Raw genomic sequence first — 17,301 nt, forward strand, 5'->3', positions numbered from 1 at the left:
CCTTCGCGGCCGGATCGACCGCCGGATGCGCCGGCACCCGCGCCCGCGGCGCGACCGGGGCGTGGTAGCGCTCGCGCACGCGTGCACCTTCCCGGGCCTTCTCCTCGAGCTTGAACGAGGCCTGGAACACGTTCCTGTGCCAGCGCGCGGCGGCGTAGAGCCGGGCCAGTTCGGCGGTCGCGGCCAGGCCCTCGAACCGCGCGTAGCCGACCAGCCGGCGCACCGCGGCGCCGTTCTTCTGCTCGACCCAGGTCTGGTCGTTCTTGCGGTAGACACGCGAGCGGGTGATCTCGAGCCCGACTTTGCGGCACCAGCCGACCACGGCCTCGTTCATGAACATGGTGTCGTTGTCGAAGTCGCCCCCCTTGAGCGGGAACGGGAACAGCGTGCGCGCCCGCTTCGGGACATCGATCACCGGCGCTCCCTCGCGTGCCACGAGCGGCAGGCACTCGGTCCAGCCGATCGCGATGTCGGTGAGGACCAGGGTCTGCACGAAGCTGCCCTCGGCGCTCTCGCCGCAGCGTGCCACGAGATCGCCCTCGAGGTAGCCGGGCGGCGGGTCCTGCCAATCGGCGAAGGTCCGCACCGGTACGCTGCGGCGGATCGCGGCGGTGAAGCCCGCCCGCCGGCGCGATCACCGCCTCGCGCACGGCCCGTCGTACCGGGGGGGGGGCGGCCGACGTCGTTCGGCAGCGCCCTTGCTGGCCTTGCTGCCGAGGGCGCAAATGGCGTGCTTGCAGTGGCAGCGGCGACCGCGACCAGCTCGTCGAGGATCTTGGCCCGTTCGCACCTTGACGCGCCCGCGTAGCGCTCCTTTAGCGCTGCGATCAGCTCCCGCCGCGTTGCCATGCCGAGTCGCCTCCGCATCCGCCGCTCCCGCGCTGCCCCGTGGCAGCGGGTAGCATGTCCGGTGAGGCAACCAGTCTATCCGGTAACAGAAAGGCTGTGGCGGCACGATCGGCAGGTCGAGGCCGCCGGCCGCGGCTGTTGCCTGCCGGTCTCTGTCTGCCGAGCCGAAGTCCGTGGCGGAACGCGATCCGAGCCCAACGGGTGCACGGCAAGCGGGTCGCACCGACCCGGCCGCAGCCGGACCGGAACCATGTCCGTACCGGGCTCCGCCGGTGCGGCGTGACGCTGCTGCTGCTCCGGGAGGAGTATCGGGCCGAGCATCCCGACGGCCACGGCCGGTTCTGCTGCTTCCGTGTCGCATGGCGCCGCGGCATCTCGGCCACCATGCGGCAGACCCATGCCGCCGGCGAGAAGCTGTTCGTCGACTTCGCCGGCGATACCATGCCGGTGATCGACCCCGCCGCCGGCGAGATCCGCCGGGCCCATGTCTTGGTCGCCGTGCCGGGCGCCTCCAACGGCACCTGCGCCAAGGCGCGCTGCAGAAGGCCTCGCCGGCTGGATCGGCGCGCACGTCAACCCGCTCGCTTTCCGGGGCGGCGCGCCCAGGCTCATCGTCTGCGACGATCTCGAGGCCGGGGCGCCACCGCCTGCCGTTACGAGCCCGGCATCAAACCGCACCCATCAGGATCTCGCTTGTGCACCACGGCCGCTCGATCCTGCCGAGGCGGATCAGGAAGCCGCGCGACGCCTGCCACGAGGAGGCGGCCGCGCGACGCCGAGCCCCCGCGACACGCCAACATCCGCAGCCAGGGCTACGGCCACCGAGCAAGGGCGATCCGATGCTCGCCCATCCCCGCGCGCCTGCCGGCGCCGGGCCGCACCGCCATGGCCGAGGCGTTCGCCGCGCAGCACCACTAGCCCGGTCTCGCGGCGCTTGCCTTCGAGAAGCACCCGGCGCTCCTGCTCGAGCACGAGACCACCGCGCGAGAACGAGCGGCTGGTGACCCGGCCCGAGTTCGCGGCCCTGCGCCAGGCGGCCGGATCGACCGCCGGCAGAACCTGCTGCTCGTCGACCCGCCCCGGGGTGGGCCAGAGCCGGATCGCCGCCAGGCGCACCGCGCTTGCCGAGGCCGCCGCCCCCTGAGCCTTATGGAGCAGCCGACGACGGAACCACCCTGGCCAGCTTCGTTCGGAATCCCCGGCCGCAATCGTCGGAATACGCGGTCACCTCGGAGGACATGCCCTGTCGGCTTTGCTGACCTCACTCCGTGGGATCGCGCCGGAGGCCCGATGGACAAGGATGGCGTGGTCGCCCCGCCGCGGCCAGGAGCGAGCGTTGCAGACGATCCGCTGAAGGCGATGAGCCGATCCGGCCGGCGTGACACGAACGGGCTCGTGCTCGATCCCGAGTTCGCCACCGGCGACGGGACGTCCGACGTCTGGCAGGCGATGCCGGGTTCATCGGCCCTCCAGCTGCACGCGGCCCGGCCCAGGGCCGGGCCGCAATTGTGCCGAGCAAGCTGCGCCCGATCCCGCACACCAGCATCGACCACAGCTCGGGCAGGCCATAACCGGATCTAGCGCGTCGCCGGAGAACGGCCGTCGGTACGAGAAGGAAAACGGCCTCGTGTGGGACCATATGCCGGGAGGCGGTCGGGCAGCCTGTCCGACCGTCCGACAACGGGCGGAACCCCGCCGGCAGCTCCGCGGCCGGGTCCCGCCCGCCTCGGTTCAGAGATCGTAGTAGAGGAAGAACTCGTAGGGATGCGGCCGCAGCCGGATCGGATCGACCTCCGATGCGCGCTTGTAGTCGATATAGGTCTGGATCAGGTCCGAGGTGAACACGTCGCCCTCGAGCAGGAACTCGTGGTCGGCCTCGAGCGCCGCGAGGGCGGCATCGAGCGAGCCCGGCACCTGCTTGATCTCGGCGGCCTCCTCGGGCGGCAGATCATAGATGTTCTTGTCGACCGGCTCACCAGGGTCGATCTTGTTGCGGATGCCATCCAAGCCCGCCATCAGCATCGCCGCGAAGGCGAGGTAGGGATTGCAGGACGGGTCGGGGCAGCGGAACTCGACGCGCTTGGCCTTCGGGCTGTCGCTGTACATCGGGATGCGGCAGGCGGCCGAGCGGTTGCGCAACGACCAGGCCAGGTTCACCGGGGCCTCGTAGCCCGGCACGAGGCGGCGATAGCTGTTGGTCGTGGGCGCCGCGAAAGCCAGGAGCGCGGGGGCGTGGCGCAGCAGGCCGCCGATGTACCACTTGCAGAGCTGTGACAGCCCGGCATAGCCGGTGGCATCTGCGAACAGCGGCTTGCCGTCCTTCCAGATCGACATGTGGCAGTGCATGCCGGAGCCGTTGTCGCCGTAGAGCGGCTTCGGCATGAAGGTCGCCGTCTTGCCGTACTTGCGGGCGACATTCTTGACGACGTACTTGTACTTCATCTGATGATCGGCCATCGCGAGCAGCGCGTCGAACTTCATGTCGATCTCGCACTGGCCGGCGGTCGCCACCTCATGGTGCTGGCACTCGACCGTGAGCCCGATCTGGATCATGGTCAGTGCCATCTCGGCACGCAGATCGTGCAGCGTGTCGTTGGGCGGGCAGGGGAAGTAGCCTTCCTTCGGCCGGATCTTGTAGCCGAGGTTCGGCCCCTCGTTGCGGTTGGTGTTCCAGTGGCCCTCGGCCGAATCGACCGAGTAGCTGGAGTAGTGCTGGCCCGTGCCGTACTGCACGTTGTCGAACACGAAGAACTCGGCCTCGGGACCGAAATAGGCCGTGTCGCCGATGCCGGTGCTCTTGAGGTAGGCCTCGGCCTTCTTGGCGACACCGCGCGGGTCGCGGCTGTAGAACTCCTTGGTGACCGGGTCCTTGACGTCCGCGATCATCACCAGGGTCTTGTGGCCCATGAACGGGTCGATGAAGGCGGTAGCGGGGTCCGGCACCAGCAGCATGTCGGACTCGTTGATCACCTTGAAGCCGCGGATCGACGAGCCGTCGAAGCCCAGGCCCTCGTCGATGCTGTCCTGGCTGAAGGTCTGCGCGGGATAGGAGATGTGCTGCCACATGCCCGGCATGTCGGTCATGCGGATGTCGATCATCTCGATCCCGTGATCCTTGATCGCCTTCATGACGTCCGCGGACGTCTTGCAACCCAAAGTCATAGGGTACGATTCCCTTCGTTCACTCCGAGCCCCGTTCGGGGCCCTGGCCCATGGGGCGCGGGTTGGCGGCAACGCTTCCCGCAGCCTCGTTGCTGTCGCGCGAGCCGGCTGCCCTCAGAGGGCGTCCGTGCCCCGCTCGCCCGTGCGGATGCGGATCGCATCCTCCACATTGGTCACGAAAATCTTGCCGTCGCCGATGCGGTCGGTCTTGGCGGCCTGCTGGATCGCCTCGACCGCGCGATCCACCACCGCATCGTCGACGACGAGCTCGATCTTCACCTTCGGCAGGAAGTCGACCACGTACTCGGCACCGCGATAGAGCTCGGTGTGCCCCTTCTGCCGACCGAAGCCCTTGACCTCGGTGACGGTCATGCCCTTGAGGCCGACCTCTTGGAGCGCTTCCTTCACCTCGTCGAGCTTGAACGGCTTGATGACAGCTTCGATCTTCTTCATCCCGCCTCGTTCTCCAGTCCAGGCCTGAGGCCGACGCCCGAGCCAGGGCACCTTGCCCGACGCCGAAGCAGGGAGCGTGCCAGAGGCTCGTCTCCCAGCCGTAGCAGGAACGCCCCCCTTTTCTGCCCACTCCTGCGGCAGAGATATTGCCCAAATCTTAGGCAAGATGCCCGTTGGATGAGCAGTCATCCCACGGTCTCGCCGACAGATGGGACCACCGGGAGGGAAGCCTCGCGCCGTGCCATGCTTCCCGCCCGGTGGTTCCGGGGCGCCGCCCCTACCATCATCTCCTGGCAGCGGTTTTCATGGCGAGGGCCACCGCGAGGCGCGGACGCGCCCGCGCCTCGCGGGCATCCGCACTTCCCGTCGTCGTATCCTGCCGCCGATGCGTACCCACGGCCTGCTGGCGCATCGGTGCCCGGGCACGGCCCGTACGGCCCACGGGCCCAGGAGCCACGACGGCCCGATCACCATCAGGCGGCACGGGCTCCAGCCGGCCGCCAGAATGCACGAGCCGCAGCGGCAACCCGCGGCCCTGGCCGCGCAGGTCTGGATCCGGCGTCCCGACAACCACGGGCGACACATTGGGGCGGACCCTGCATTCCGGCACAAGCGCGAATTCCATCAACTCTCGATGGCGCACGGGCTCGGATCGTCGCGGCCGAGCCGACGGGTGCCGCCTTCGTTCGCAGCCGCATCGGGGCGCCGGGCCAGGACCTCGAGGTAGAGCGGCAGCAGCCGGCGACGCTCGGCCTTGCTCTCGCGGATCGCCAGCGTGTAGTAGCCGACCTGGTGAAAGTAGGTGACGCGTGCCCGGACGAAGGCCTCGTCGTCGGGAAAGCCCATCTCGCGGTAGGCCTGCCACAGGAGCTCGATCCGGCCCGCATCCGCGGCGCGGATCGCGTCGGCGACGCGCCGCGCCTCCCGCGCCCAGTCCCGCACGGCCGATTCCAGCGCCGGGTCGAACAGGGTCTCTTCGAGCCACAGCTCGACCACCTTCTCGAGCCGACCCCAGCCTGCGAGGTGATCGGCGCGGGCGATCGCCTCGAACGGCGCCACGTTCTGCGCCCGCCACAGCTCGAACAGCGCGTCGAGCAGATCGGCCCGGTTGCGGAAATGATGGTAGAAGCTGCCGCGCGTCACGCCGAGCCTGTCGGCGAGCCGGTCGACCTTGACGGCGTGGACGCCGCCACGAACGAACGCGTCGCGGGCAGCGAGCGTCCAGTCGTGGCGGCTGAGAGCGGGCTCCGCGCGCGGGCGCGCCGCCCGCGGCGCGCGATCTTGGCCCGCCCGTCTCGGGCTCACACCCAGCCCCACTCCTGCACGTTCCAGGTCTCGTCGGTGACGTACTGGTTCGGCCGGATGCCGGTCAGGCCCTTCTTGTGGAGCGAGGCCTGCGCCACGCCGCCCTGTGCTGCGAACGGTACCTCCTCGTGCAGGATCTCCTGGATGCGGGCGTAGGTCGCCTTGCGCTCCTCCCGGTCGGTCTGGACGATGCCCTGCTCGAGCAGCCGGTCGACCTCTTCGTTCTGGTACTGGACGTAGTTCGAGCCCTGACCGTCCTTGATCGGGATCTGCCTGGAATGGGCGCGGGCGGTGTAGTCGGGGTCCATGCCGACCGTAGGCTCCCAGGCGACGAGGAGCGTGTCGAACTGCGACTTGGTCGTGTACTCACCCCAGACCACGGAAGCCGGCATGTTCTTGATCTGCATGTCGACGCCGATCCTCTTCCAGTTCTGCTGGAACAGCGCCTGGCAGCCCTGGCGCGCCTGGTTGCCGGCGGTGGTCGACATCGTGAACTGCAGCTTCACGCCGTCCTTCTCGCGGATGCCGTCTGGGCCGATCTTCCAGCCGGCCTCGTCCAGCATCCTGGCCGCCCGCTCGGGGTCGGCCGTGTCCTCCTTGAGCGCATGGTTGTAGGCCCAGTGCGAGGTGTGGAGATAAGAGAGCGTGCGCTTGTAGGTGCCGAAGTAGATGTCGTCCAGGGATTTCTGCATCTCGAGCGCGATCGTGAGCGCCTTTCGGACCTTGGGGTCGCTGAACTGCGGCTTGCCGCAGTTGTAGTAGACGAACTGCACCCAGGGCAGCGGCAGGGCCACGAAGTTGAGGTTCGGGAGCTTCTTCGCCTCCTCCCAGCGGTCGTTCGGGACACCCTGCAGGCCCATATAGTCGACCTCGCCGGTGCGGGCCTGCCCGTAGAGGACGAGCTGGTCGGGCACGAACTTGTGGATGAACTGGCGCACCTTGGCCGGGCCACGGTGATAGTTCGGGTTGCGCTCGTAGACCATGTGGCTGCCGGCGGTGCGGCTCTTCAGGATGAAGGGGCCGGTGCCGACGGGCTGGCTGTTGAAGCCCGAGGTGTTGATGTCGGCCTCGCCCTCGAGGAGATGGGCCGGCACGATGTGCATGTTCTGCCAAGCCCACAAGAACGGCGTGAACGGGCGGGCGAGCTCGATCTCGATGTTCTGGTCGTCGACGATCTTGAAGTTCTTGATCAGGTCGAACCCGCTGCGCGAACGGATCGCGACCTTGGGGTTCATGATCGTCTCGTAGGTGAAGGCGACGTCCCTGGCGGTGAAGGGCTGGCCGTCGCTCCACTTGACACCCTGCTTGAGCCGGATCTTCCAGACCAGGCCGTCGGGCGAGATGCCGCCGTTCTCGCGACTCGGCACCTCGGCGGCGAGATTGGGGACGAAAGCACCCTGCTCGTTCACGTCCCAGAGCGCGTCGAACAGGCAGGCCTCGGGCACGTTCTCGGTGCCGCTGTTGACGTAGAGCAGCGGGTTGAACTGCACCGGCTCCTGCGTCATGCCGACGATGATCCGGTCACGGTTGGCCTGGGCGCGCGCCGGCAGGATCAGCGGCCCCGCCCCGAGCCCGGCACCGAGCGCCCCGGCGCCGACGATCACGTCGCGCCGCGACATCCGCCATCTGGTGTTGCCCGTCATCCCTCTCTCCCTTCTTGCCGCCTCGTGCGTCATCGCGGGCTCAAGGCCCGATCCTGAGGCGCGGGTCGAGCGCATCGCGCAGGCCGTCGCCCAGGAAGTTGAAGCCCACGACCGTGAGCGTGATGCACAGCCCCGGCAGGATCGCGAGCCAGGGCACGGTGTCGAAATAGCCCTGCGCGTTGGTGAGCATGTTGCCCCAGCTCGCGAGCGGCGGCTGGACGCCGTAGCCGAGGAAGCTGATGTAGCTCTCCATGAGCACCGCAGCCGCCACCTTGAGCGTGGCCGCCACCACGATGGGGGCGACGATGTTGGGCAGAAGCTCGCGCGCCATGATCCGGGCGTCGCTCGCCCCCAGGACGCGCGCGGCGGCGACGAAGTCCTGCTCGCGCAAGGCCAGGATCTCGGCGCGCACGATGCGCGCCACCTCCATCCAGGAGGTGAGCCCGATGATGAGCGAGATCGAGAGCAGCGTCGGCGGCACGAAGGCGGCGACCACGAGCAGGAGGAACACCTGCGGGAAGCACAGCATGGTGTCGACGAAGCGCATCAGCGCGAGGTCGACCCAGCCGCCGTGATAGCCGGCGAGGATGCCGACGAGGGCGCCGGTGAGCACGGTGGTCAGCATGGCGACGATGCCGACCGTGAGCGAGATCCGCCCGCCATAGAGCAGCCGGCTCAGCGTGTCGCGGCCGATCTCGTCGGTACCGAGCGGGTAGGCGGCGTGCTGGAGCGGGGCGAGGAAGCGGGCGCTCGTATCGATCGCGAGCGGGTCGTGCGGAGCGATCACCGGGGCGAACAGGGCGGCGGCCCCCAAGAGTGCAATCAGCACGGCCCCCAGAAGCGCCATGGGATGGCTCGCGAAGCGGCGCCACAAGCGCCGGCGCCCGCTCGTTCCGGGCGGCTCGCCCAAGGTCTCGGCGCGGATGGTCCCGGCGGTCGACATGGCAGGCTCCTCAGCTCATCCGCACGCGCGGGTCGATCAGCGCGATCACGAGATCGGCCAGGAGGTTGGCCAGGATGACGACGATCGCCGTGAACATCAGCATCCCCATCAGGATCGGGTACTCCTTCATGGTGAGCGCGTCGACGAACAGGCGGCCCATGCCGGGCCAGCCGAAGATGGTCTCGGTGACGAGCGCCCCCGAGAACAGGGTCGGCAGCTCGATGCCCAAGAGCGCCACCAGGGGCTTGACCGCATTCGGCAGCGCGTGGCGCAGGAGCTGCGCGCGTCGGGTCAGGCCCTTGGCGCGGGCGGTGCGCATGTAGTCCTGGCTCATCACCTCGAGGAAGCTCGAGCGGGCGTAGCGGCTCCAGCTCGCCGTGAGCACGAGCGCCAGCACCATCACCGGCAGGACGAGGTGGCGTAAGAGATCGAGCGGGTTGCCCTCCTCGCCGAGCTCGTACATGCCGCCCGAGGGCAGCCAGCCCAGCTTCACGGCGAAGAGGAAGATCGCCATCAGGCCGAACCAGAAGGTCGGGAACGACAGGGCGAGCAAAGCGCCCGTGGTGGCGAGGTGGTCGAACACCGAGCCGCGCCGCACGGCACCAACGATGCCGACGAGGAGGCCCAGGAGCAGCGAGACGGCGAGTGCCGAGCCCATCAGCAGCACGGTCGCGGGCACGCGCTCGATGATGACGTCGAACACGGGCCGGCCGCCGAAGAAGGTGTTGCCCCAGTTGCCGGTGAGCATGCCCGTGGCCCACTTCAGGTACTGGAGCGGCAGAGGCTGGTCGAGGCCGAGCACGACGCGGATACGCTCGATGTCCCGGCTCGTGATGGTGGGGTTGAGCGTGTAGACGGCGAGCGGCCCGCCGGGGGCGAGGTGCATGATGGCGAAGCCGATCACCGAGACCCCGATCAGGAGCGGCACGGCGTGGAACAGGCGGCGCAGGACGAAGGCGAGCATCGGTCGGCACCTCCTCTCCTCAGGCCGGATGGAGATGGCAGGCGACGCGGTGGCCGCCGCCCCGATCGCGCAGGACCGGCGCCTCCTGCCGGCAGCGGGGCATGGCGTGCCGGCAGCGCGGGTGGAAGTGGCAGCCCGAGGGCGGCTTCGCCGGCGAGGGCGGGTCGCCGCCGATCGGCTCCGGCCGGCGCCGCGCACCCGGTCGCGGCTCCGGGGCGGCATCGAGGAGGGCCTGTGTGTAAGGGTGCTTGGCGTCGAAGAAAATGCTCTCGCGTGTCCCCTCCTCGACGATGCGGCCGAGATACATCACCGCCACCCGGTCGCAGATGTGATTGACCACGGCGAGGTTGTGCGAGATCAGGATGTAGGTGAGGCCCTGCTCGCGCCGGAGCCGGTCGAGCAGGTTGATGATCTGGGCCTGGACCGAGACGTCGAGTGCTGCCACGGGCTCGTCGCCGATGAGAAGGCGCGGCTCCAGCGCCAGGGCGCGGGCGATTCCGATCCGCTGGCGCTGGCCGCCCGAGAACTCGTGCGGGTAGCGGCGCGCGGCATCGGGCGAGAGGCCGACGAGGCGCAGGAGGGCTGCGACCCGGTCCTCGAGCTCGGTGCCTTTGGCGATCTTGTGGATCTCGAACGGTGCCGCCAGGATGGCGCCCACGCGCAGGCGCGGGTTCAGGCTCGCGAACGGGTCCTGGAACACGAACTGGATGCGCCGGCGCAGGGGCAGCATCTCGCGCCGGCCGAGATGGGTGATGTCCTGCCCCTCGAACCGGATCCGCCCGGCCGCGGGCTCGATCAGCCGACACACGGTCTTGCCGGTCGTGGTCTTGCCGCAGCCGCTCTCGCCGACGAGGCCCAGGACCTCGCCCGCCGCGAGCGTGAGATCGACACCGTCGACCGCGCGGATCAAGGGGCCTCTGGCCGAGCTGCGAAAATGCGTCTCGAGGCCTTCCACGGCCAGGAGCGGTTCAGCCATGGTCGGCCCTCCAGCAGGCGGCGAACGCATCCTGGCCCGTCGGCAGCGGCGGCGGGATCTGCTCCCGGCAGCGTGGCATCACGTGCGGGCAGCGGTCGGCGAAGGCGCAGCCGCGCCGGGGTGCGAGCAGGTCCGGCACGGTGCCGGCGATCTCGGAGAGCACCGGGGTGCGGGCGCGCGTGATCTGCGGGATCGAGGCGAGGAGGCCTTGCGTGTAGGGGTGGCGCGGCGTCGCGAACAGCACGTCGACCGGCGCCTGCTCGACGATCCGGCCGGCGTACATCACCGCTACCCGGTGCGCGGTCTCGGCGATCACGGCGAGGTCGTGGGTGATGAACAGCATGCCCATGCCGAATTCCGCCTGCAACCCGCGCAGAAGATCCAGGATCTGGGCCTGGATGGTGACGTCGAGCGCGGTCGTGGGTTCGTCCGCGATCAGAAGCTCGGGCCCGCCCGCGAGTGCTATCGCGATCATCACGCGCTGGCGCATCCCGCCCGAGAGCCGGTGCGGGTATTCCCGCGCGATCCGTGCGGGCTCCGGGATGCCGACCCGTGCCAGGAGCTCCACCGTGCGGGCTTGCGCCGCGCGGCCGCGGAGCCCGAGATGGCGGCGGAGCGTCTCCTCGATCTGGGTGCCCACGCGGAGCACCGGGTTGAGCGAGGTCATCGGCTCCTGGAAGATCATGGCGACGCGCCGGCCGCGCACCTGCTCCATCGCCGGCTCGGACAGGGTGAGGAGATCCTGCTCGCCCAAGCGCACGCTCCCGCCCGTGACCCGCATCGGCGGGGTCGGGAGCAGGCCCATGACGGCGAGCGAGGTCACGGTCTTGCCGCAGCCGCTCTCGCCGACGAGGCCCAGGGTCTCGCCGCGCCGGATCGCGAAGTCGACGCCGTCGAGCACCCGGACGGGGCCGCCGCCCGGCGTCAGCTCGACCGTGAGTCCCTCGACGGCGAGGAGTGGGGTCGCGGTGGCGGGCCGGGGGCTCGCCGCCGGCATCGCCGGCAAGGACCCGAACGCCGCCATCTCAGGCCACCGGTCCGGCCAGAGACGCAGGTGCGGGTGGCACCCAGCCCCGCTCCTCGCGCCAGCGCTCGCCGAGATTGCCGAAGCGGGCGAGCCGCAGTGTCGAGAGGTCGGCGAAGCTGCAGGTCCGGTCGAGGACGAGCTCGGCGATGGCCCGGCCCGAGGCCGGCGACAGGCCGAAGCCCACGCTCGACATGGTGGCGGCGACGACGTTGTCGTAGATGCCGAGCCGGTCGATCACCGGGCGGCCGTCCGGCGTGTTCTCGATGAAGCCGGCCCAGCTCCGGATCACCCTGGCGTGGGCCGCCTTCGGGAACAGCGCCACGAGGCGCCTGGCGAGGCTCGCCAGCACCGGCGTGCTCGAGCGCGGCGGCAGCCGCATGTCCTCGGCCGGCGGGTCCAGCCACTCGTGCAGCCCGCCGCCATAGGCGAGGTTGCCGCGCAGGGTCTGCCGACCATAGAGCCCGTTGCCGTCGATGCCGCCGTGGCGGAGCAGCGGCAGGGGCTCGGTCACGATCATCTCCGCCCGGGCGGGTGTGACCGGGATTTCCTGGCCGAGGAGCGCCGTCAGCACGCCGGTCTGCGGCCCGGCGGCGATGACGAGCTCGTCGCAGGCGAAGCTGCCACGGCTGGTCTCGACCGCGGTCACGCGCCCGCCCCTGGTCGTGAAGCCCGTCACCATCGTGTGCTGCAGGATGCGCCCACCCAGATCCTGGAGCGCCCAGGCATAAGCCTGCGCCGTGCGCTGCGGGTTGGCGTGGCCGCCATCATGAAACCAGCCGCCGAGATTGGCGTCGCTCGCGAGCGGACACAGCTCCAGCACCTGCTTGGGATCGAGCCGCTCGGCCCTGAGGCCGTTGTGGCGGATCATCTCGATCCAGGGCGCGAAGCGCTCGAAATCGGCCTCCGCCAGTGCCACCCTGATCCGGTAGGGCCGCCACTCCGTGGGATAGCCCAGAAGCTCGTCCATCTGCGGCCACAGCCGCTGCTCCTCGAGGAACAGCGGGCTCTGTGGGTGGGTGCAGCCGCCGCCGTTGCGTCCCGACGCCTCCCAGCCGACGATGCCCTTTTCGAGCAGGAGCACGTCGGCACCCCGCCGCGCCAGCCACCAGGCGGCGCTGAGGCCGGTGACGCCGCCGCCGACCACGATCACGCCGGCACCGTTCCGATCGCTCATGGTTCGGCTCCTCCCTCGGCCGGTGTCAGCTCCCAGGGTGGAACCCACTGGCTCGGGATGCCGAACCACACGTCCCAGCCTTCCGCCACTTCCGGGCTCTCGGGCAGCCGCGCCAGCACCTCCAGCGGCAGCGGCCGTACGGGCGCGCGATAGATGGCGGGCGGGATCGCCTCGAGGCCGACGCCGCCCTCGCGGGCGAGCAGGGCTGCGACCTGCTCGCGGCAGCGCCGGCCCTGGCACACGCCCATGCCGGCGCGGGTCAGCCGCTTGACGTGATCGGGATCGGCCGCCGCCCGCTCCGGACTCAGCCGGGCGAGGGCGCCCGGGCCGCCGACCCTGGCCGGGTCGGGGGTGAGATAGCGCGGTGCCCGCACCTCGGCGACCTCGCGGCAGCTCACCTCCTCGCACAGGCAAAGGAACGTGTCCGCGCCAGAGACCGCGAGCGAGGCCTCGAGCCAGGCCCGGCGCCGCCCGGCGAGATCGGGGCCGGCCATGGCCCGGGCGGCGCGCACGCGCGCAAGATCCGCGTCGTCCTCGCCCGCCGCGGCCCCGAGCGCCCGCGCCACGGCGCGCGCCGCGATGCGCCCTTCGGCCCGTGCTATGCCGGGATCTCGCGACTTCGTCTCGCTCAGCCCGGCGCAGTCGCCGACGGCGTGAACGGCCGGGTGCGAGGTGCGGCCCGCCTCGTCGGCGACGGGCACCCAGCCGCCCGCGGAGCCCTCGAACCGGAAGGCGAGGTGCATGGCGCCCATGAGGTCGATCACCGGCACGGCACCGGTCGCGAGCACGATCGTATCGCAGGCGATGCTGCGCTCGCTGCCGAAGACGGGCCCGCCGTCCGCGCCGAGGGCCGTGAGGACCGCGCTGGCGACGCGGCCGGTACCGTCGGCGGTCGCGGCCTTCACCATGGTGCAGGCGAGGATCGGAACCCCGGCCGCCGCGAGCTCGGCCACGAGCGACTCCGGCCCGACCGGGGCGGGGGCGATCTCGACGATCCCGGCCACCTCGAGCCCGCGATCCAGCGCGAGACGGGCCGTCAGCAGCGCGTCCACGTCCGAGCCCAGCACCAGAAGACGTCCGCCCTCGAACGCGTCGTAGCGCTCGAGCAGGCAGCGGAGCGCTGCCGCCCCGACCACACCGGGCTGCTCCCAGCCCGGAAAGGCGAGGCCCGTGTCGCGGCGGCCGAGGGCCAGGATCGCGCGGTCGCAGGTGACGTGCCAGCTCCGCTCCCGGTCGGCGAGACCGGCCGCGAGCGGCGGCAGCCAGCATGTGCCCGGTGCCCGCGCGAACAGGCCCCAGGCCGTGACCCCGAGCTCGACCTCGACCCCGAGCTCGAAGGCGCGCTCGAGCTCGGGCATGCTCGCGGCGACCCGCTCCAGCATCCGCCCGTGATTCCGGGTGGCGGCACCGGCCGTGCCGCCGAAATGAAACGGGACGTCGAGCCCGAACAGGGCGGGATCGAGCGGATGTTCGTCGACGAGAAGCGTCGTCAGGCCGGAGGCGCGCGCCTCCATCGCCGCGGCGAGCCCGGCGGGACCGGCGCCCACGACCAGAACCTGGACGTGGCGCTCGACCGGAAACGGCTTGCCGGCGACCGAGTGCGGATCTTGCGGGGGGCGTGTCGTCATCCCCGGGTTCCCCTGATTTCTTCAGCCCGGTCGACGGCCGGATCGGGGCGGCATGCATTCCGCCCCGTGTCGACTGTACGCGGCCATGTCCGGAGCCTGCTCCGGCATCGCTGCCGCCCGGCTCGATCGCCTCCCTTGGCGTACAGTTCTGTACTGTAGGCAAACGGGAAAGAGCTTGGCAAGCACCATGACTCCCGAGCCTCGGCACGACAGGAATCGCGACATGCCATGTGCAAGAGCATGCGCGTTCCTTGTTCCTTGGACGCGGTCTCGGCACGGCCTCTCCCGAGGCGCCGAGAACCCGCTTCAGGCCGCCAGAGAGGAGCGGAGCCGCGGCTCGGCGAGCCGGTCGAGCACGGCCACGGCTGGCGCGAACGCGTCGAACGCGAGGGTGTAGCAGTCGATGCCGCCGATCCAATCCACCAGACGCCGAACGAAGTCGGTGTCGAGCGCGACCCGCATCGCCGGGGTCTCGGCCAGGAGCCGGCGCAGCGCCTCGACCCGGTCGAGCCGGACGAGGCCGGCCGGGGCTTCGGCGACGTAGCGCGGAAACACGAGCCAGCGCACGGGCCACGCCCGCACCAGAGCGGGATCGGCGGGATCGGCCGGCGGCAAAGGATAGCGGACGAGCTTGCCGTCGGCGCGGCGGTAGACCCGCCGCTTCGGCAGGTCCGGAGCGAACGGCGCCACCAGCTCCCAGGCCGGTTGCTTCACGCACGGGCAGGCCGGAACGCCGCGCGCCAGCAGCCGCTCGCCGTCGAGCAGCACGGTCTCGTCGGTATGCCAGGCGAAGCCGGCGGCGGCGAGCGCCAGGCTGAGGCAGGTCTTGCCGCTGCCGGGTGCGGCCGGCAGCAGGAGCGCCGAGCCGCCGCGACGGAGCATGGCGCCGTGGACGCAGAGCGCGAAGCCGTATCGGTTGACCGCCTCGGCCACGAGGGCGTGCTTCACCATGGGAGCGAGGCCGGCCACGTCGGGAGCGACGTCGTGCCGGCGGCCGTCGATCCAGAGCGCCGTCCCGGCCGCCTCGCCGGCGCAGACCGCTCTGGCCGCGACGTCCTTGCCATCGGCCGCGAAATGACCCAGCACCTCGTCCACGGTGTCGGCCTCTGCTTCGCTCGCGAACCCGACCTCGAACAGCATCCCGAGGATGCGGTAGCGCCGTCGTGCCGCGGCCGGCGCCGTGGGGCCGGAGGAGGATGCGGAAGCGCGGCGGGGTGCGGGCGGCGGGCTGCGCCTTGCCGGTGGCGCTCCGGCGGCCAGAAGGCCACGGCCCGCCCAGTCGAGGAGGGCGGCACCCAGCTCCGCCGCGGCGGTCGCCTCGTCGCGGGCGAAGCTTTCGGCGTAGGCGGCGACGATCTCGCCCGTGCTCATGCCCTCCATGAGTGCGCACCAGAGGAAGGTCGCGGTCGTCGACAGGGCGAGCAGCTCCTGGCCGGTCGGGTCGAGCAGGAGCCCGGCATCGTCGAGCAGGAAGAGCTCGAGGCCCGGCGCCGGCTCGAGCCTGGCCCGCGGATCGGCGAGGGCGTTCGCCACGCGGTCCACGCACCGGGCCTGGCGGCGAGCAGGGTCGCGGCCACCTCCGGTAGGCGCCGCAGCCGCGCGGCCCAGAGCGACCGGCCTTCCGCCGCGGCGCGCTCGGCGTCGTTCATGTCGGGCAGGAGCAGGAAGGCCGGAAGCGCTGCGATCACGCGCAAGCGATCCGCGATCCGCTCGCGGAAGGCAACATGGCTGAGAAGCGTGGCGAGGCGGTGCCAGTAGAGCCGCTTGCGGCGGTGGTGCGGGTCGGCCAGCGCCCGCTCCAGCCGGTCGGCGAGGCGCTCCACCGCCGCGTCGCCCGCCACCGGCGCTCGCGTGTCGATGCCGTAGCGGCGGAGCAGGGTGAAGGCGAGGGCGGTGATCCGCCTGGTACCGGTCGCGGTCGCGATCTCGCCGACGCACGCGAGGTCGGCCAGGGTCACGCGCCGGGCGAGCTGCTCGAGATCGGCAAGGTAGGTCAGGTCGACCCAGGGATATTCCTTGACCAGATAGAGGCCGGACAGGACGGTGAGCCAGGCCGTTCCCGGCACGTCGATGGTGCCGCCGCCGAGCGCGACGGCCTGCCGCTCGGCCCAGAGCGTCGCGAAATCGAGCGGAAAGGGGATGTCGCCGCCGACGATGTTCCAGTGCAGATCGACGACGAAGCCCCGCCGCGGGTTGACGAAGTGGATCTCGCGCGCGAGCCCGTCGGCGCGCGGGCGCGCCGCGTAGCCCAGCCGCTCCAGGCAGGCCGCGGCGGATCGCAGGTCGCGTCTCGCGATCAGGAGGTCGAGGTCCAGGCTCGAGCGCAGATCGGGGTCGCCATAGAGGAGAGCGCTCTGGGCCGGCCCCTTCACCGCTAGCGCCGGCACACCCGCCACGCGCAGCGCCTCGACGACGCCCGCGAGTTCCGGTACCAGGCGCGCCGCCTGATGCCGCGCGCGCTCGAGCACACGCTCTGCCTCGGCCGCGATCGCCGCCGGCGCGTCGCTTCGGCCCGCGCGCAGCGCGTGGGCGACGACGCCCGCGAGCTTGTGCCGCTGCGCCAGCGGAAACAGCTCGTGCCATGCGCCACGGGCTGCGCAGCCGTCGATCAGCCCGGCCGCGATCCTGGAGGTCGCCGTCCGCATGAAAGGTTCCCCTGGTGCGAAGCGGAGCCGGCGGCCCGCTGACGGGCGGAGCCGCCGGCTCCGCTCCTACCGCTGTCGGTGACGGCCGGAAGCGGGGCTCAGCGCCACTTGCCGCCCTTGTCGCCGAGATGGCCCCAGCGCTCGTTCCAGCGCTTGAACCAGTCCTCGTGCCCGCCGCCCCCGTGGCCGCCACCATGGCCGCCACCATGGCCCCAGTCGCCGCCGTGGCCGCCATAGTGGCCGGCAGCATGCGCCGACTTGCTGCCCATGCTGACCAGGCTCGCCGCGACGGGTGCCGCCGCCGCTGCCGTGCCCGCGCGCTTCAGGAACTTCCGGCGCGCCTCGCTCGGCCGCTTCATTTCATCCTCTCCTCTGCAGGCTGTTCGCCACCATGTGCCGTGGCGTTCGGCAGTGGACCGAAATCGCCACTGCCGCTCAATTCCGACACCGATCCCGGAACATTCCGGTATCTCGCCGACGGCAGGAACAGCCGGGTCGCAGCACCGGCGTATCGCCGGGCCGATCGTCGCCG

General features: G+C 71.0%; 14 protein-coding genes and 1 pseudogene. All 15 read right to left on the minus strand.

Annotated features, from left to right (window positions below; genetic code table 11):
- Window positions 1-586: pseudogene (locus U1T56_RS11330) on the minus strand (transposase); the annotation flags it as partial.
- Between the two features lie 992 nt (window positions 587-1,578).
- Window positions 1,579-1,965 carry a hypothetical protein gene (locus U1T56_RS11335; RefSeq protein WP_418159586.1) on the minus strand — a complete coding sequence of 129 codons (387 nt, stop codon included), beginning with the start codon at window positions 1,963-1,965 and terminating at the stop codon, window positions 1,579-1,581.
- 615 nt (window positions 1,966-2,580) lie between these two features.
- Window positions 2,581-4,011, minus strand: coding sequence for a type I glutamate--ammonia ligase (gene glnA / locus U1T56_RS11340; protein WP_418159587.1), 1,431 nt, complete (start codon window positions 4,009-4,011; stop codon window positions 2,581-2,583).
- A gap of 114 nt (window positions 4,012-4,125) precedes the next feature.
- Complete coding sequence (locus U1T56_RS11345; protein WP_418159588.1) at window positions 4,126-4,464, minus strand: P-II family nitrogen regulator; 339 nt, start codon at window positions 4,462-4,464, stop codon at window positions 4,126-4,128.
- A 624-nt stretch (window positions 4,465-5,088) separates the two neighbouring features.
- Window positions 5,089-5,769, minus strand: a complete 681-nt coding sequence (locus U1T56_RS11350) for a TetR/AcrR family transcriptional regulator (RefSeq protein ID WP_418159589.1) — start codon at window positions 5,767-5,769, stop codon at window positions 5,089-5,091.
- Entirely contained in the window at window positions 5,766-7,412 is a 1,647-nt protein-coding gene (locus U1T56_RS11355) for a peptide ABC transporter substrate-binding protein (RefSeq protein ID WP_418159590.1), read from the minus strand. The genes U1T56_RS11350 and U1T56_RS11355 overlap by 4 nt, the downstream gene beginning before the upstream one ends.
- Before the next feature lie 40 nt (window positions 7,413-7,452).
- Window positions 7,453-8,355 carry an ABC transporter permease gene (locus U1T56_RS11360; RefSeq protein ID WP_418159591.1) on the minus strand — a complete coding sequence of 301 codons (903 nt, stop codon included), beginning with the start codon at window positions 8,353-8,355 and terminating at the stop codon, window positions 7,453-7,455.
- 10 nt (window positions 8,356-8,365) lie between these two features.
- Window positions 8,366-9,319: an ABC transporter permease gene (locus tag U1T56_RS11365; protein WP_418159592.1), complete on the minus strand. Its 954-nt coding sequence runs from the start codon at window positions 9,317-9,319 to the stop codon at window positions 8,366-8,368.
- Between the two features lie 19 nt (window positions 9,320-9,338).
- Complete coding sequence (locus U1T56_RS11370; protein WP_418159593.1) at window positions 9,339-10,295, minus strand: ABC transporter ATP-binding protein; 957 nt, start codon at window positions 10,293-10,295, stop codon at window positions 9,339-9,341.
- Entirely contained in the window at window positions 10,288-11,292 is a 1,005-nt protein-coding gene (locus U1T56_RS11375) for an ABC transporter ATP-binding protein (protein WP_418159739.1), read from the minus strand. The genes U1T56_RS11370 and U1T56_RS11375 overlap by 8 nt, the downstream gene beginning before the upstream one ends.
- Window positions 11,293-11,320: 28 nt before the next feature.
- Window positions 11,321-12,496, minus strand: coding sequence for an NAD(P)/FAD-dependent oxidoreductase (locus U1T56_RS11380; protein ID WP_418159594.1), 1,176 nt, complete (start codon window positions 12,494-12,496; stop codon window positions 11,321-11,323).
- Window positions 12,493-14,124, minus strand: coding sequence for an FAD-dependent oxidoreductase (locus tag U1T56_RS11385; protein ID WP_418159595.1), 1,632 nt, complete (start codon window positions 14,122-14,124; stop codon window positions 12,493-12,495). Before U1T56_RS11385 ends, U1T56_RS11380 begins: the two co-directional genes overlap by 4 nt.
- Window positions 14,125-14,430: 306 nt before the next feature.
- Window positions 14,431-15,594: a PqqD family peptide modification chaperone gene (locus tag U1T56_RS11390; protein ID WP_418159740.1), complete on the minus strand. Its 1,164-nt coding sequence runs from the start codon at window positions 15,592-15,594 to the stop codon at window positions 14,431-14,433.
- Window positions 15,492-16,769: a nucleotidyltransferase family protein gene (locus U1T56_RS11395; protein ID WP_418159596.1), complete on the minus strand. Its 1,278-nt coding sequence runs from the start codon at window positions 16,767-16,769 to the stop codon at window positions 15,492-15,494. Before U1T56_RS11395 ends, U1T56_RS11390 begins: the two co-directional genes overlap by 103 nt.
- 98 nt (window positions 16,770-16,867) lie before the next feature.
- Window positions 16,868-17,128, minus strand: a complete 261-nt coding sequence (locus U1T56_RS11400) for a twin-arginine translocation signal domain-containing protein (RefSeq protein ID WP_418159597.1) — start codon at window positions 17,126-17,128, stop codon at window positions 16,868-16,870.
- Between the last annotated feature and the right edge of the window lie 173 nt (window positions 17,129-17,301).

The sequence above is a fragment of the Benzoatithermus flavus genome (genome assembly GCF_037908215.1).
Lineage (GTDB): Bacteria > Pseudomonadota > Alphaproteobacteria > Geminicoccales > Geminicoccaceae > Benzoatithermus > Benzoatithermus flavus.

What these genes read in the sequence shown, in the direction of transcription:
- glnA (WP_418159587.1), bottom strand. Translation starts at nt 4,011, where the DNA reads ATGACTTTGGGTTGCAAGACGTCCGCGGACGTCATGAAGGCGATCAAG.
- U1T56_RS11345 (WP_418159588.1), bottom strand. Translation starts at nt 4,464, where the DNA reads ATGAAGAAGATCGAAGCTGTCATCAAGCCGTTCAAGCTCGACGAGGTG.
- U1T56_RS11355 (WP_418159590.1), bottom strand. Translation starts at nt 7,412, where the DNA reads ATGACGGGCAACACCAGATGGCGGATGTCGCGGCGCGACGTGATCGTC.
- U1T56_RS11360 (WP_418159591.1), bottom strand. Translation starts at nt 8,355, where the DNA reads ATGTCGACCGCCGGGACCATCCGCGCCGAGACCTTGGGCGAGCCGCCC.
- U1T56_RS11365 (WP_418159592.1), bottom strand. Translation starts at nt 9,319, where the DNA reads ATGCTCGCCTTCGTCCTGCGCCGCCTGTTCCACGCCGTGCCGCTCCTG.
- U1T56_RS11370 (WP_418159593.1), bottom strand. Translation starts at nt 10,295, where the DNA reads ATGGCTGAACCGCTCCTGGCCGTGGAAGGCCTCGAGACGCATTTTCGC.
- U1T56_RS11375 (WP_418159739.1), bottom strand. Translation starts at nt 11,292, where the DNA reads ATGCCGGCGGCGAGCCCCCGGCCCGCCACCGCGACCCCACTCCTCGCC.
- U1T56_RS11380 (WP_418159594.1), bottom strand. Translation starts at nt 12,496, where the DNA reads ATGAGCGATCGGAACGGTGCCGGCGTGATCGTGGTCGGCGGCGGCGTC.
- U1T56_RS11385 (WP_418159595.1), bottom strand. Translation starts at nt 14,124, where the DNA reads ATGACGACACGCCCCCCGCAAGATCCGCACTCGGTCGCCGGCAAGCCG.
- U1T56_RS11395 (WP_418159596.1), bottom strand. Translation starts at nt 16,769, where the DNA reads ATGCGGACGGCGACCTCCAGGATCGCGGCCGGGCTGATCGACGGCTGC.
- U1T56_RS11400 (WP_418159597.1), bottom strand. Translation starts at nt 17,128, where the DNA reads ATGAAGCGGCCGAGCGAGGCGCGCCGGAAGTTCCTGAAGCGCGCGGGC.